This is a genomic window from Tildeniella sp., from assembly GCF_059505325.1.
The window spans coordinates 67,855-82,783 of record NZ_JCACKI010000077.1; the positions used below are offsets into that span (position 1 = coordinate 67,855).

Below are 14,929 nucleotides of genomic sequence, written 5' to 3' on the forward strand. Positions count from 1 at the left end.
GCTGAGTCCTTGCTTAAATTGCCACGACACTCTCAGCGGCGAGACTCAAGTCTCGAAATGGTACCGTTTCTCGATGACTCATCACGCACTTCAGCGTTGTTCTGCCTCAATTTGTCTCACTGTCGTCAACGCTGAATAGCTCACCCCTGCCGTGCCTTCGCCGGGATGGGTAGAGTCTCCGACTAACCAGAGGTTGCGTACAGGTGTACGGTTCGCAAAGCCAAAGGGACCAAAGGTTGGCACCCGTTGACCGATGCCACCAACCGCACCCCGATCGCGCCCTGTAAACTGTGCAAACGTCCGAGGTGTCGCCGCTTCGACATGCAGAATGGTCTCCTCGGTTAGCTTAAAAAATTGGGCAAGACGAGCGATCGCCTCATCGGTATAGCGCTGCTTCAGGGCGTGATAGGGGTCTTGAGTGTTGTCCTCCCTCAATCGAACCGAAGGAACGTTTGAATTCCCGCTTCCGACTCCCGACTCCCGACTCCCGACTCCCGACCCACCATCCCACCAAATGCTCGTATCCGTAAACGATGATGCAATGATCGTCGCCTTCCCTGCTGGTGCTCGACCATCTCCAGGACGGCTGACTGAAACAAAGAGAGAATTGTTTTCGGCGATCGCGCCCTCATAGTCGTAAAAAAACTGAAGATGCGGTGGACAATTTTTTGGAATGGCACTTTCATCGACACCCAGATACACCACAAACGCGCCAGAGCTAGGCGGCAGTTTCTCCACTCGTCGCTGGTAGCCTTGAGGCGCATTCTCACCCAGCAATTGCATAAGGTTTTGCACCGTCACATTAGCAACCACATGGTCGGCTGGTTCCGTCCAGCTTTCGCCTGTTTTCTGATTGCGAATGGCAACACCTGTCACCCGATCGTTTTCAGTGTGAATCGCTTCAACGGTATGACGCATCAGAAGTTTGCCGCCATCGCGTTCCAGGGCAGCAACCAGGCGATCGCTCAGCGTCTGCATACTGCCGTGAAGATGGAATAACCCCTGCGGTGCCTGAGAGACACTTAATGCCGTCGCAGCGTAGAGCAGTGCCGTTTCATCAGCATTCACCTGAGAGTACAGCTTGAGCTGCAAGTCGAGGAAGGTTCGCAGCCGTCGATCGCCTGCCAATCCACAAACCCGAAGGGCATCACCGACGGTCGAGAACGTGTGCGGCAACGTCACGAGCGTGTCGGGTCGCACTGCCTTGGTCAACTGCCACACATCCCACACGCTGCGTGGAGGAAGCACCGGATCGCGGGACTGAAACGCCCAACTAGCGTGGAAAAGACTGGCTAATAGTTGCCAAAACGGTTCACTGCCCGGAAATTGTCGCTGTCGTTCGGCTTGCCATTGTTGAGGATCACGCCAAACGTTGATCGGCTCTGTTTCTCCTGGCAAATAGACAGCGCAAGCAGGGTCACAATAAGTTGCAGTTGGCAGATCGATCGCTAATTCTGTAAAAATGCGGTGATGAATGCCGCCAGGTTCCAGTCCAGCGACTTGCGTTGCTCCGACATCAAACGTAAAGCCTTGGCGTTTGAATGTAGAGGCGCAGCCACCGGGCACAAGCGCCTGATCGACCATCAGTACAGAGTAGCCTCGATGCGCCAGCAAAGCGCCCGCTGTCAAGCCGCCAATGCCCGCTCCAATCACGACAACACGAGGCATCTGGTGACGATCGACTTGACTGCTTGACATACTTACCTTTACGGTTCTTAACATTTCCATCTTAAAGCGTTCTGCTTGGCATCGGCGACACTCCACGTAAGCAGGCTTAGAAGCGGCACTTCTTTAGCCATTTCAAACGCAGGCAAGTCTCTAGTTCAGATTAAGATAAGTGAAGACCCCACAACAAAGGGCATTGCATGACTTCGACTTTGATCAAAACTGCCGCCGCACAATCTCTCAATGCGCCGACCCTGCATCGTCTCGCTAATGGTTTGACGATCGTCGCGGAACAGATGCCCGTTGAAGCCGTGAATCTGGATGTTTGGCTCAACGTTGGCTCAGCCGTTGAAGACGATGCGATCAATGGCATGGCTCACTTTCTAGAGCACATGATTTTCAAGGGCACAGCCCAGCTTCAAAGCGGTGAGTTTGAACGACTCATTGAGCAGCGAGGAGCCGTCACCAATGCTGCAACCAGCCAGGACTACACGCACTACTACATCACCACTGCGCCCCAAGATTTTGCAGCTCTGGCACCATTGCAAATTGATGTTCTCATGAATGCTCAGATTCCCGCTGATGGGTTCGAGCGAGAACGCCATGTAGTGCTAGAAGAAATTCGCCGATCGCAGGATAATCCCCGTCGTCGTACCTTTCAGCACACGACCGAATTGACCTTCGATCGCCTCCCCTACCGCCGTCAGGTACTGGGTCCAACCACCGTCATTGAGCAACTCACCGCCCAACAAATGCGCGACTTTCACCACCATTGGTATCAACCGCAGGCAATGACTGCGGTTGCAGTGGGCAATCTACCTGTGGAAGAGTTGATCCAGATCGTTGAAACGAGTTTTGCTCAAGCGGTCAGCAGTCAGCACTCAGAATTAACTCAAAACACTCCCCACTCCCTACTCCCTACTCCCCAATCCCTGCATCCCGAATCGCCTTTTCAGAGTATTGTACGCCGTGAATTTACCGACAACAGTTTGCAGCAGGCACGTCTGGTCATGATCTGGCGAGTGCCAGGCTTGAATGATCTCCAACAAACCTATGTGCTGGATGTGCTGGCATCAATCTTGAGCCACGGGCGAACAACGCGGCTCGTACAAGATTTGCGAGAGCAACGAGGATTGGTTTCTAGCATTTCTGCCAGCAATATGACCTATCGGCATCAAGGTGCCTTCTACATTTCGGCGCAACTGCCAGCAGAGAATTTAGCCACAGTCGAGACGGCGATCGTCCAACATCTCCGCACCCTACAAGCAGAACTGATTAGCGAAGCAGAAATTGCCCGCATCCGCACCTGCGTTGCCAATCATTTCGTTTTCGGCGGCGAAACTCCCAGCGATCGCGCGGGACTCTACGGCTACTACCAATCGCTTGTTGGCGATCTTTCCATTGCCCTAGATTATCCAGCTCATATTCAGGCATTGGATGCTGAAGCGGTTAGAATAGCTGCTTAGACGTATCTTTCGCCTGATGCCTATGGTGTAGTGACGATTAAGCCTTGAGAAAGTTTTTAGTTGTTAGTTTTTAGTTGTTAGATGGAGTTACCCGCCAAACACTAACAACAAAAACCAAAAACTTCTCCATGTGGAATCAAATTGCCGCACACATTAGCCGGGTGACTGGAGCATCCTTTGAAATCAGCGATCGGCGATCGGTGAGCGGTGGCTGTATCAATCAAGGCTACGCGGTATCTAATGGCAACCTCACTTATTTTGTTAAGCTGAATCAAGCCTCAGGGCTTGCCATGTTTGAGGCTGAACAGGCAGGGTTACAGCAAATGCAGAGTACAGGCACTATTCGGGTGCCGACTCCCCTTTGCTGTGGTGTTGAGAGGGGCAGTGCTTACCTGGTTTTAGAATGGCTTCCGTTCGGTCGCGGTAACAGTCAATCGTGGGAAGTCATGGGGCACAAACTCGCTGCCATGCATCAAGTCGCAACCGTTGATCAGTATGGTTGGAGGCTCAACAACACGATCGGCTCTACGCCCCAAATCAACACCTGGACAACTGATTGGGCTGAGTTCTGGGCAGTTCATCGCCTTGGCTATCAGTTTCAACTGGCACAGCGTCGTGGGGGGCATTTCCCAAAACACGATCAACTGCTGACAGCCATCCCTAAACTGTTAGTAAATCACAGACCTCAGCCATCGTTAGTACATGGCGATTTGTGGTCAGGCAATGCAGCCGTAACCGATTCAGGAGAACCTGTTATTTTTGATCCGGCGACCTATTGGGGCGATCGCGAAGTTGACCTGGCAATGACTGAACTCTTTGGCGGTTTTCCTACAGAGTTTTATCATGGCTATAGCCAAACCTTTCCACTTGATGCAGGCTATCAGCAGCGAAAACCGCTTTATAACCTTTACCACGTGCTTAATCATTTCAACCTATTTGGCGGCAGCTATGAAGCACAAGCTAACCGCACGATCGCGCAAATTCTCGACAAGGTTTAAAGCTGCGGTATCGCCTGACATGGCAATTCAGACATACGTTCAGCCTCTTTAGACCATGCCTCGGTGGACAGCAAAGCAGTCGTCGTGTTCAGGTTTACTGGATACGGTGGTTCTTGCAAAGACGAATTAGAGTCTTTTGTTTTTGCCTTCACCAGGCTAACAACCCACGGTATAAACGCTAAAAGTTCCTCCGGCAAAACTGTCAGCTCAAAGTGCCAACCGTGGTTCACGCCTTGATGAGGCTGATCGCGCTTGAAAAACGTGATGCCACCAGCACCTTTGTTAATAGCAACTCGGAGAATAAACGGTCGTTCTACTAAGAGATTATCTGGCGCTGTATAAGCATAGATGCTGACGTAATTTAGCTGCTCCCGCTCATCAACCCAAGAGGCAATGGAGGAGCTTCTATTGTACGAACTACCGCTAATTTTTACAGGTACATTCATTGCGGCAGCAAAGAGTGTATAAAACTCACGCCTCAAATTTGAAACCATTTGTACTGCTTCAGGAGTCACACGTTACCTATGCCTCTATAAAATTGGTTGTAGACTATTAACTTGATATACTGCTGGACGGCAAGCGGATACTGGTAGGTGATCAATGACAGTTAGCAATAAAAAGTAGATAAAGCTGTGCAAGCTTGCTTGTCTCTGCATCAGTCATCGTTCTTAAAGCGTTGGCTGGTTATTTCATACCTGGCTTCAAAGCGAAAACTATGAGTTTAAATGGGCTGAAATGAATTGCAAGGATATTTAATACTATGCAGAACGAAGAAATCGACGATAGCTGTGCAACGCAACCCAGTTGCTTAACTACTTTGCTTACTAAAATTCAAGTCGTTACACTGTGTAGAGGTTGATGCTTGAAGCTTTGCTCTCCACATTGCTCAGACTTCAAGCATACCTGTAGCTAAGACGTATAACTTTGACCAGTAATGATCGCACACTCTTCAAAATGAACAGCAACTTAAGCGCTGGTAGAAGGGAATTGATTGTAGCAGTTGCAGCCCCTTTCCTATCCCCTCTAACCAAAACCGTTAAAGGCATTTTTGCTAAATCGTTGCCCTTTTCTTGCTGCCGCTAGCCCAGAAACACTTAAGCTTGGCAATGTATGGTTTTTAACTAAGCAAAGCGCATACGCTCATGGTTACTTCAATAGACTGCGGTTCTGCAAGCTTCATCAGTAACGAGAGCGCTGTCTACGTTGCTTGTGCTTGGCGATCGCCTTCCGCTTCTCTTTCTCTAAAGGAGTTTCAAAGTGGCGCTTTTTCCGCATGTCTTGAAAAATGCCTGCCTTTGAAACCTGGCGCTTGAAGCGGCGCAAAGCGGATTCAATGCCTTCGTTCTCACCAACGACTATTTGGGTCATGCTTGTCCTCCAATTGAACAGGTTGTTGCAACCTACTGGAACTTAGATAAGGACTGAAGGTACAAGGTTTCACAGGCTGGCAGCTTTCGACCTGTAGCAGTAGTATCGTTCAGTTCACAGCTTAGTGATGCGTGTAAAAGCTAAAAACAGATGCAATGTGAGAAGTCTCTGACAGAGTAGAACAGTCGCTTTCATCTGCCAGAGACTCTAGAAAGTTAAGGTTAAGGCAACGCGTACCTTAATAGCGGCGACCACCACCACCGCCACCACCGCCACCGCCACGATTGTTACCACCCCAGCCACCAGAGGAACCACGCTCTTCACGGGGTTTTGCTTTGTTGACTTTCAAATCGCGTCCCATCCACTCAGCACCATCCAGTGCTTCGATAGCAGCCGCTTCTTCTTCTTCGGTGCCCATTTCTACGAAGGCAAATCCACGCAGACGACCTGTTTCGCGATCGGTGGGAAGCTGAACTCGATTAACGGTACCGTACTCTTCAAAAGCTTGCTTAAGGTCGTCCTGAGTAACCTGGTACGAAAGGTTACCAACATAAATTGACATGAATTGTCTCCAAATTTCAGAGTGTGTGAGAGTTACATCCGGAGAAACGCTTGTCAATGAACAAAAACGAATTACACGACCGAAGATAATCCTGTAGGCAAACTATAGCACAGTGATTTGAGTGCTGTGGCGGCAGCCTTTGTAGTCTAGCGTAGAAACGGTAGAACTAGTGAGCGACTTCAGAAGCGTATTCTTCGTGCAAGCTTAATGAACAGGAAGCCGCTTACTCGTGGTGGTTAATTGTCAATCGAAAGATAGAGAGCTGCTTTTGGGAAGTGAGCATCCGTTGACTGCTACAGCTTGCTTCTCTGAATGAATCCGCTGACCGCTTGACCGTTAACTCCCTCGATATGTGCTATATGACCAGGGCGAAGCTAAGAGCGGCACATGATAATGAACGGTCGGATCAGCAATGCCAAATTGGATGGGAATCTCGTTTAAGAACGGTGGTGTAGGCAAGTCTTGAAGGTGTTGAGCAAAGTACTCTCCCACGCTAAAAGCCAGCTCATAGACACCCACTTGTAGTGCGCCATTAGCCAACAGGGGGCTGTCTGTGCGCCCATCTGCGTTGGTATATACGGTTTTTAGCAGGGTTTTCTCACCGGATGGCGCGATCGACCACAGGGCGATCGCTACACCAACCGCCGGACAGCCACGAGCCGTATCGAGAACATGAGTTGTAAGTTTGCCAGACATGGGAGGTGAGGGGTGAAGGCTAAAGAATAAAAGCTAAAAGCTAAAGGCTAAAAAGTGACGGCTGACGGCTGACGGCTGCGCCAACGCTATGGCTTTTCTTGCTATTTGACTGTTTTTGTTGCTTTCGATACGCAGCGACTGAAACGGTGTGATTCTATGAGTAAATCGTGAATTCACCGTAATCTATTCATTCTCCCAGGTTATCAGCGTGTCTCTTAAAGCGTTTCGTGGTGCTTTTCTCGATTTTATTGATGATCCATTTTATGTCTCAGAAGCGGACAGTGTTCGGTACTTTTCGGATGGACTGCTGATTCTAGAGAATGGCAAAGTCAAGGCATTGGGGACTTATGACAGTCTGCACCAAACCTATGCAGATGTTCCTGTCATGACGTATCCCGATCGGCTCATTCTGCCAGGGTTTATTGATACGCACATTCACTTTCCACAAACGGAGATGATTGCAGCGTATGGCGAGCAACTGCTGGAGTGGTTGAGTAAGTACACCTTTCCCATCGAAGGTAAATTTGAAGACAAAGCCTATGCTCAAGAGATTGCCTCTTTTTTCTTGGATGAATTGCTGAAGCATGGCACAACGACAGCGTTGGTGTTTGCAGCGGTTTATCCCCAGTCAGTGGATGCGTTTTTTGAGGAAGCGAGTCGTCGGCACCTTCGCATGATTGCAGGCAAGGTGTTGATGGATCGAAATGCGCCTGCCTTTTTGACGGATACGCCCGAAAGTGCCTATGCAGACAGCAAGCGACTAATTGAGAAATGGCATAAGCACGATCGCCTTCTCTATGCCATCACACCCCGCTTTGCGGTGACATCCAGCGATGAGCAACTGCGGCTAGCGGGTAAGCTGCTAGCTGAGTTCCCCGATGTCTATATGCACACTCACATCTCAGAGAATGTGAATGAAGTGGCGCTGGTAGCAGAGCTTTTTCCTGACAGCGATGGCTATTTAGATGTGTACGATCGCGCTGGTTTAGTCGGCACCAAATCCGTCTTCGCTCACGGCGTACAGCTTACCAATGCGGAGTTTCAACGGTTGTCGGAGGCACGATCGGCGATCGCCTTTTGCCCCACATCGAACCTGTTTCTGGGCAGCGGCTTGTTCAACCTGAAAAAAGCGAAGTCGGTGGACTGTCCTGTGAAAGTGGGCTTGGGTACTGACGTTGGCGGTGGCACAAGCTTTTCGATGCTTCAGACAACCAGCGAGGCTTACAAAGTCACTCAACTGCGAGGTGAAACGCTCTCATCGTTTCAGGCGCTTTTTCTAGCAACATTAGGGGGTGCGAGGGCACTGTCTCTAGAAGACACATTGGGCAACTTTGAGCCAGGTAAAGAAGCTGATTTCATTGTGCTCAACCCTAGAGCCACTCCATTGATGGCACGGCGCAATCCAACGGCGATCGCACCCTCTTTACCTGAACTGGCTGATCAAACCTTTGCCACCATGATCCTGGGAGACGATCGCGTCATCCATGCGACTTACATCATGGGCGAATTAGCCTATGAGAATGAGGCATACAAAGAAAATGCGGCGTACAAGTAAGTAGGTGCCGTTTAGCAGAGGAAGACAAAATGGTTGATGATCCAGTTGTGCTCAACGATTGGCATCCAGTGGCACGATCGGAGGATGTACAAGAAGGCGCACTGTTGCCCGTTCATTTGCTAGAAGAAGACATCGTGTTATGGCGATCGAGCGATGAACTTCATGCCTGCCGCGATTTGTGCGCTCACCGAGGAACGAAGCTCTCTGGCGGGCAGGTGCATGACGATACGTTGGTTTGCCCGTATCATGGCTGGGCATACAACAGCGACGGTCAATGCGTACACGTTCCAGCGCATCCTGAGCAAACCATCCCTAAACGCGCTCAGGTGAAGACTTACCATGTTCAAGAGCGCTACAACCTGATTTGGGTGGCGATCGGTGAACCAGCCCAAGACATACCCGTCTTCCCAGAATGGGATGATCCCACCTATCGCAAACTGCTGTGTGGACCCTATGGCGCGTTTGATCTCTGTGGGCTGCGGGCGATCGAAAACTTTCTCGATGTCGCTCACTTCCCCTTCGTCCACGAAGGCATTTTGGGCGACATTGCCTACCCAACCATTGAAGACTACGGCACGACGATCGAGTCAGATGGCGTACTGTCTAAAGGTGTAAGCGTCTACCAACCCGATCCCTACGGCACGGGGCACGGTGATGTCGTTGCGTACACCTACCGCGCCCTCCGACCCTTCACAGCCTATCTGGCGAAAGAATCAGAGGGTGCCCGCTTTTCAATTCTTTTCTGCGTCACGCCCCACACGGCGCTCAAAAGCACACTCTGGATGTGGGTCGCGTTGAACTATGATCACAAAACGCCTGCGGCTGAGTTGATTGCGTGGCAAGAAAAAATCCTGAACCAGGACATTCCCATCATTCAGGCGCAACGACCCGCGCTGCTGCCGCTCTATACGCAAACGGATTTGCTTTTGAATAGCGATCGCACTCTAATCGTCTACCGCAAATGGCTACAGGAGATGGGCTTGCGCTTTGGCACCGTCGGCGGTTAAACGATGAACGTTAAGGGCAAACGATAGACTAGAGATGGCTGTCCTGTAAACTTTTTGATGCAGTCCGTATCAATCCCAACTGCAAAAGTGGCATGACGAGAGTAGTCTTGGCGATCGACGCTGGCTCACGCCTTTAAATATCATCCTTATCGCCTTATAGAGACTCTAAAACTATGCTTGAATCCTACCGCCAACACATTGCCGATCGCGCGGCTCAAGGGGTGCCTCCCCTGCCCTTGAGCGCAACCCAAATGTCTGAATTGGGCGAATTACTGAAGCAGCCACCTGTCGGAGAAGCAGAATTTTTGCTGACGCTGTTGCGCGATCGCGTCCCGCCCGGTGTGGATCAAGCAGCGTATGTGAAGGCAGGCTTTTTGACGGCGATCGCGAAAGGTGAAACGACCAGCCCTCTTGTATCGCCTAAAGAAGCGGTTGAACTTCTGGGTACAATGATGGGCGGCTACAACGTTCATTCGTTGATCGATCTGCTGCAAGTCCCCGATGCCGAGATTGCCGCAACTGCCACCAAAGCATTGAGCAAAATTTTGCTGGTCTACGATGCCTTCCATGATGTGCAAGAACTAGCGGCAAATGGCAACACTTACGCCAAGCAAGTTTTAGACTCCTGGGCAAATGCCGATTGGTTCACGAGTCGCCTGGAGCTAGCCGCCGCGATCACCGTCACAGTGTTTAAAGTGCCGGGAGAAACCAACACCGATGATCTCTCGCCTGCACCCCACGCCACCACCCGTCCCGATATTCCCCTTCACGCTCAGGTGATGCTAGAAACACGGCAACCAGGAAGTCTGGAGACGATCGCCGCCCTCAAACAGAAGGGTCATCCGGTTGCCTACGTCGGCGATGTGGTGGGTACAGGTTCGTCCCGCAAATCTGCCATCAACTCGGTGCTGTGGCACATTGGTGATGATATCCCCTTCGTACCCAACAAACGCACAGGTGGTTACATTCTGGGTGGCAAGATCGCGCCGATCTTCTTCAATACGGCTGAAGATTCGGGAGCGCTGCCGATCGAGTGCGATGTCACCCAACTGGAAACGGGCGATGTCATCACGATCTACCCCTACAAAGGCGAAATCACCAATGAAGCAGGGACTGTTGTTTCCACATTCACCCTCAAGCCCGACACCATCCTGGATGAAGTTCAGGCAGGCGGTCGCATTCCCCTGCTCATTGGTCGTACCCTAACCGATAAAATTCGCGCCGACATGGGTTTAGAACACAGCCCCCTCTTCCGCCGTCCCACTCTGCCAGCAGACACGGGTAAAGGCTTCACGCTGGCACAGAAAATGGTTGGGAAGGCTTGCGGACTTCCTGGTGTACGTCCCGGTACGTCTTGTGAACCTCTCATGACCACGGTTGGATCGCAAGATACGACCGGACCGATGACCCGTGATGAACTCAAAGAACTTGCCTGCCTGGGCTTCAGCGCCGATCTGGTCATGCAAAGCTTTTGCCACACAGCCGCCTATCCCAAACCTGTGGATATTAAGACCCACAAAGAGCTGCCCGACTTTATGCATGAACGTGGGGGGGTGGCACTGCGTCCCGGTGACGGCATTATTCATTCCTGGCTCAACCGGATGCTGCTGCCTGACACTGTGGGGACAGGTGGCGATTCTCATACCCGTTTTCCGTTGGGCATTTCGTTCCCAGCAGGCTCTGGTCTGGTTGCCTTTGCCGCTGCCCTCGGTGCCATGCCGCTAGATATGCCCGAATCGGTGCTGGTGCGCTTTAAAGGGACGCTGCAACTGGGTGTAACTCTGCGGGATATTGTCAACGCCATTCCTTACGCTGCGATGCAACGAGGACTGCTGAACGTCTCCAAAGAGAACAAGCAGAATGTTTTCTCTGGTCGCATTATGGAGATGGAAGGATTGCCCGATCTGAAACTGGAGCAAGCGTTTGAACTGACGGATGCAACCGCAGAACGATCGTGCGCTGGCTCAACCATCAAACTGAGTACGGATACTGTCGCAGAATATTTGCGATCGAACGTCGCTCTCCTGAAAAACATGGCAGCACGCGGTTACGGCGATGCGCGTACTATTCTGCGTCGCGTTGCCAAGATGGAACAGTGGTTAGCAACCCCAAGCCTGATGGCTGCCGATGCCGATGCAGAGTATGCCGAAATCATTGAGGTGGATCTAAATCAAGTGACGGAGCCGATCGTGGCGGCACCGAACGATCCCGATAACGTGAAGCTGATGTCTGACTGTGCAGGCGATCCCGTGCACGAAGTCTTCATCGGCTCCTGTATGACCAACATCGGGCACTACCGCGCCGCTGCCAAAATTCTCGAAGGCGCGGGTCCCGTCAAAGTGCGCCTCTGGATCTGTCCCCCAACCCGCATGGACGAAAAGCAACTGCGCGAAGAGGGAATGTACGGCATCTTTGCTGCGGCTGGAGCCAGAACCGAAATGCCAGGATGCTCGCTCTGCATGGGCAATCAGGCACGAGTAGCAGATGGCACCACAGTCTTCTCTACCTCCACGCGCAACTTTAACAACCGCATGGGCAAAGGCGCTCAGGTCTACCTCGGCTCAGCAGAACTGGCGGCAGTGTGTGCGCTGTTGGGCAAGATTCCTACGGTTGAGGAGTACATGGCGATCGTCACCAAAAAAATCGATCCCTTTGCTGCTGACCTCTACCGCTACCTCAACTTCGACCAGATCGCCGACTTTGCAGACGAAGGGCGCGTCATCCCGCTCGATGAGATGCCTCGGATTGAAGACATTCTAGGAATGCCAACAGCAGCACGATAGCGGCAGCGTTAAGCGGGGAGCGTCCAGGCAAACTGCAACCTGTGTGCCCACGCTACTAGGTACGTCTTAACGCTTCTGCCACCCAGCTTTACTTAAAGACCACCGTGCTAAGGTCTCCCGGTAGAAGTCAATTGATTGTTGGGCAACTACTGCTGGCGTAAATCGCTCAGCGCATGTTTCGCCAGCCTGATGACCAAGTTGAGCTGCCAAATGTGGATTTTTCAGGAGGCGACTAATCTGAACAGCAAGATCGGCTGCATCACCAGGTTGGAACAGCAGTCCCGATTCGCCATCAGTGATGATTTCGGGAATTCCTCCAGCCCGCGCTGCCACGATCGGGCACCCCAGACTTAAAGCTTCCAGTGCCGTGTAGGGGAAATTATCGTAACGTGATGCCACAACAGTCATTTGAGCGCGCCGACGCAAGTCAGTTAACGCTGGAGGCGGTTGCTGCCCCAACCACTGAAGCTGTCCTTCTCGTGCTCCAGGCAGGCGATCGCGCACATATTCTTCCAAATGCCAGGTGCGATTGGCATCATCCACGTAACCTCTATCCGGTCCGGCAAAGATAAGCCGGGTTTCAGGAAAGTTTTGTAAGACCTGTGCGAAAGCATCAATAATGAGATCGCCACCTTTATGACGATCGAAGCGACCGATGAAGGCGATAACGTTCGGTTCACAACGTTGCGCCTGCCAGCGCTGCTCTTTAGGTGTACAAGCAATGGGGCATGGGATGACTACCGCCCTCTCCAAAGGCAAGCTGTAGTAATGACGGGTCTGCTCTAGAACGTCTTTTGAAGGTGCCGTAATGGCAAACGCGTTAGCAATGGTCTCCCCCTCGACTTGAACGCGACGCAAAAAATTTTCATCTTGCGAAGCTCCCATAACGGTTCCATTTAGAAACCAGGGACCATGAAGGCGCACCACGATCGGCACAGCAACGCGATCGCGCAAGAAACCTGCCATCCCGAAGCTCTCTTCCATTTCGAGCAAATCCAGGCGACTACCAGCGGTTAAGCGATCAATACCTCTACATAGCCCACGGGCAAAACTATCTCTAAACGCTAATTCTGGGCGCATTCGTGCCAGAATGGCATCGCTCAAACGACCAACGATTTCGCCTGAGCGACGAGAGAGTAGTTGAAAAACACTCTGGCTGCTAAGGTCTAAATCGTTCGAGCGCTCCAAATAGTGAGTTAGAACATGAGCTTGATGACCGAGATCACCCATTCCTTGTAGCATTGCCGCAACGTAAGTAACAATTCCATTCGGGAACGTTGCAGGTGGCCAGCCCGGTGTAAAGTAAGCGACTGATAGTTTGTCTCTGCTAGATGTGCCTGAAATTGGGAGAGTGTCTAGTTTGTCGTCCAGTGTGTGCTTTTGCATGAATTGCTTAAAGGTTCGATGCGAAACTTTTTGAAACGGTGTGGCTTAACCATCTGTTTAGTGAGCGACAGCAAGACCGTCAAACGGTGAGCCAGAACCCAGAGCCATGCGAACCGCAATCACTAAACCTAAGAGAGCTAAAAACAACGCCGTCATCAGGAGGTCTTGCCGCATTGCCAGGAGTTTCTCGCGCCAAAGCCCGTACATCACTACGCACCAGATGGGAATGTTGCTAACAGCGACTGCTAACACTGCACCCACTTCATGCAGGGGAGAATAGAAACCGAGCGGAATACCGATGGCATAGCAGAGAAAGCTCAGGAAGCAACCAACCGTCCAATAATTTGGCTTGCCCAGTGCCCATAAGCCTTGATCGATTGTTTGAATCAGCACTAGAGGCCACATACCTAGAGCTAACATCGGGAACATCCAGGACGCTGCTATATAGCGATCATCATACAAAAAACTGATGATCAAGTCTCCTAATCCCACAATTAGAGCGTTAGCGATAGCTGACACTATCAGCATCGGTCGACGGTGGTGAACAATCTTGGCTCGAAATTCTGATCGGGGGAGATCGACAAATTTTGAGTACGCGGGGTAGATTACCTTAGTCGCAACAGCAAAGACGATCGAGCGAGGAACATCGGATAGTGTAAGCGCGATACCATACACGCCCAATAACTGAAGCGTAAATAGCTTACCGAGAATCAAGCGATCGGTTGAGGAAGAAAGAAAATAAATGGCAGTGGAGAGAAAAATCCACTTACCAAAGGAAAGAAGTTCCTTGACCGCGCTGGGATCCCAGGCGAACCGATTGCGTGCTTTCTCGTTTAGTCGATGGCTCAGAATCAGTTGAAAAACGGATGAAACCAAGCCGCCCATAACGAGCGCTAGAACAGACGGGTTTAGCCATGCCCAAACAAGTGTGACCACCAGTGCTACAAGCTGCCCACTCAACTCAAATAAAGCGATATGTTTCAGCGCTAAATGTCGATTGAGCGTGGATAGAGACGTTGAACTAAACCCTCCAATTAAGGTGCTGAGACCGACTAAGGGAATCAGCCACAACAGCCTTGGCTCACGGTAGAACTGGGCAGCCGGATAAGCGATGCCAAGACAACACACCCATAGGACTACGCCTCGCAAGATTGACAAAGTCCAGGCTGTGTTGAGAAAAACTGGCTCGTCCCCACGCTTACTCTGAATAATGCTGGCGTTTAGACCTAAATCAGAAAATAGGTGTAAACCAGTAATAAAGATACCGACGAGCGCCATCAAGCCAAACAGTTCGGGAAAGAGCAGATGTGTTAGTACAAGATTGCTACCGAAACGCAGAATTTGACTGCTACCGTAGCCAGCGATCGTCCAAACGGCACCGCGAATCGCTAGCTTCTTAACAGATGGTGTACTGGTGGATGACATGAATACCTATAGTTCTGG

12 protein-coding genes are annotated in these 14,929 nt (G+C 51.1%); 5 read left to right on the forward strand and 7 right to left on the reverse strand.

Annotation, left to right across the window (positions count from 1 at the left end):
- Positions 1-90 precede the first annotated feature (90 nt).
- Positions 91-1,698 carry a C-3',4' desaturase CrtD gene (gene crtD, locus AC5JO6_RS29195; RefSeq protein WP_496084562.1) on the reverse strand — a complete coding sequence of 536 codons (1,608 nt, stop codon included), beginning with the start codon at positions 1,696-1,698 and terminating at the stop codon, positions 91-93.
- Between the two features lie 167 nt (positions 1,699-1,865).
- On the opposite strand from crtD, the gene AC5JO6_RS29200 reads away from it, so the two are divergent.
- Together AC5JO6_RS29200 and AC5JO6_RS29205 are read left to right on the forward strand one after the other, a co-directional pair.
- Positions 1,866-3,131 (forward strand): M16 family metallopeptidase, encoded by a 1,266-nt coding sequence (locus AC5JO6_RS29200; protein ID WP_496084563.1) that lies wholly within the window; start codon positions 1,866-1,868, stop codon positions 3,129-3,131.
- A gap of 128 nt (positions 3,132-3,259) precedes the next feature.
- Complete coding sequence (locus AC5JO6_RS29205; protein WP_496084564.1) at positions 3,260-4,129, forward strand: fructosamine kinase family protein; 870 nt, start codon at positions 3,260-3,262, stop codon at positions 4,127-4,129.
- On the opposite strand, the gene AC5JO6_RS29210 is transcribed toward AC5JO6_RS29205, so the two are convergent.
- From AC5JO6_RS29210 to uraH, 4 genes are all read right to left on the reverse strand, one after another.
- Positions 4,126-4,644 (reverse strand): hypothetical protein, encoded by a 519-nt coding sequence (locus tag AC5JO6_RS29210; RefSeq protein WP_496084565.1) that lies wholly within the window; start codon positions 4,642-4,644, stop codon positions 4,126-4,128. The genes AC5JO6_RS29205 and AC5JO6_RS29210 overlap by 4 nt on opposite strands.
- Before the next feature lie 664 nt (positions 4,645-5,308).
- The gene (gene rpsU, locus AC5JO6_RS29215) at positions 5,309-5,497 is read right to left on the reverse strand and encodes a 30S ribosomal protein S21 (protein ID WP_106257393.1); all 189 of its coding nucleotides are present in this window, start codon (positions 5,495-5,497) and stop codon (positions 5,309-5,311) included.
- Between the two features lie 238 nt (positions 5,498-5,735).
- Positions 5,736-6,059 carry an RNA-binding regulator gene (gene rbp / locus AC5JO6_RS29220; protein ID WP_190508910.1) on the reverse strand — a complete coding sequence of 108 codons (324 nt, stop codon included), beginning with the start codon at positions 6,057-6,059 and terminating at the stop codon, positions 5,736-5,738.
- A 336-nt stretch (positions 6,060-6,395) separates the two neighbouring features.
- Positions 6,396-6,755 carry a hydroxyisourate hydrolase gene (uraH, locus tag AC5JO6_RS29225; protein ID WP_496084566.1) on the reverse strand — a complete coding sequence of 120 codons (360 nt, stop codon included), beginning with the start codon at positions 6,753-6,755 and terminating at the stop codon, positions 6,396-6,398.
- Positions 6,756-6,963: 208 nt separating this feature from the next.
- Between uraH and guaD the strand changes: the two genes are divergently transcribed.
- The 3 genes from guaD to acnB all read left to right on the forward strand — a co-directional run bounded on the left by guaD (position 6,964) and on the right by acnB (position 12,100).
- Positions 6,964-8,310 (forward strand): guanine deaminase, encoded by a 1,347-nt coding sequence (gene guaD, locus AC5JO6_RS29230; protein WP_496084567.1) that lies wholly within the window; start codon positions 6,964-6,966, stop codon positions 8,308-8,310.
- 29 nt (positions 8,311-8,339) lie between these two features.
- On the forward strand, positions 8,340-9,317 hold the full coding sequence (locus AC5JO6_RS29235; protein ID WP_496084568.1) for an aromatic ring-hydroxylating dioxygenase subunit alpha: 978 nt from the start codon (positions 8,340-8,342) through the stop codon (positions 9,315-9,317).
- A 173-nt stretch (positions 9,318-9,490) separates the two neighbouring features.
- Complete coding sequence (gene acnB, locus AC5JO6_RS29240; RefSeq protein WP_496084569.1) at positions 9,491-12,100, forward strand: bifunctional aconitate hydratase 2/2-methylisocitrate dehydratase; 2,610 nt, start codon at positions 9,491-9,493, stop codon at positions 12,098-12,100.
- A 66-nt stretch (positions 12,101-12,166) separates the two neighbouring features.
- On the opposite strand, the gene AC5JO6_RS29245 is transcribed toward acnB, so the two are convergent.
- Both AC5JO6_RS29245 and AC5JO6_RS29250 read right to left on the reverse strand, forming a co-directional pair.
- On the reverse strand, positions 12,167-13,486 hold the full coding sequence (locus AC5JO6_RS29245) for a glycosyltransferase family 4 protein (protein WP_496084570.1): 1,320 nt from the start codon (positions 13,484-13,486) through the stop codon (positions 12,167-12,169).
- Positions 13,487-13,543: 57 nt separating this feature from the next.
- Entirely contained in the window at positions 13,544-14,911 is a 1,368-nt protein-coding gene (locus AC5JO6_RS29250) for an oligosaccharide flippase family protein (protein WP_496084571.1), read from the reverse strand.
- Positions 14,912-14,929 lie beyond the last annotated feature (18 nt).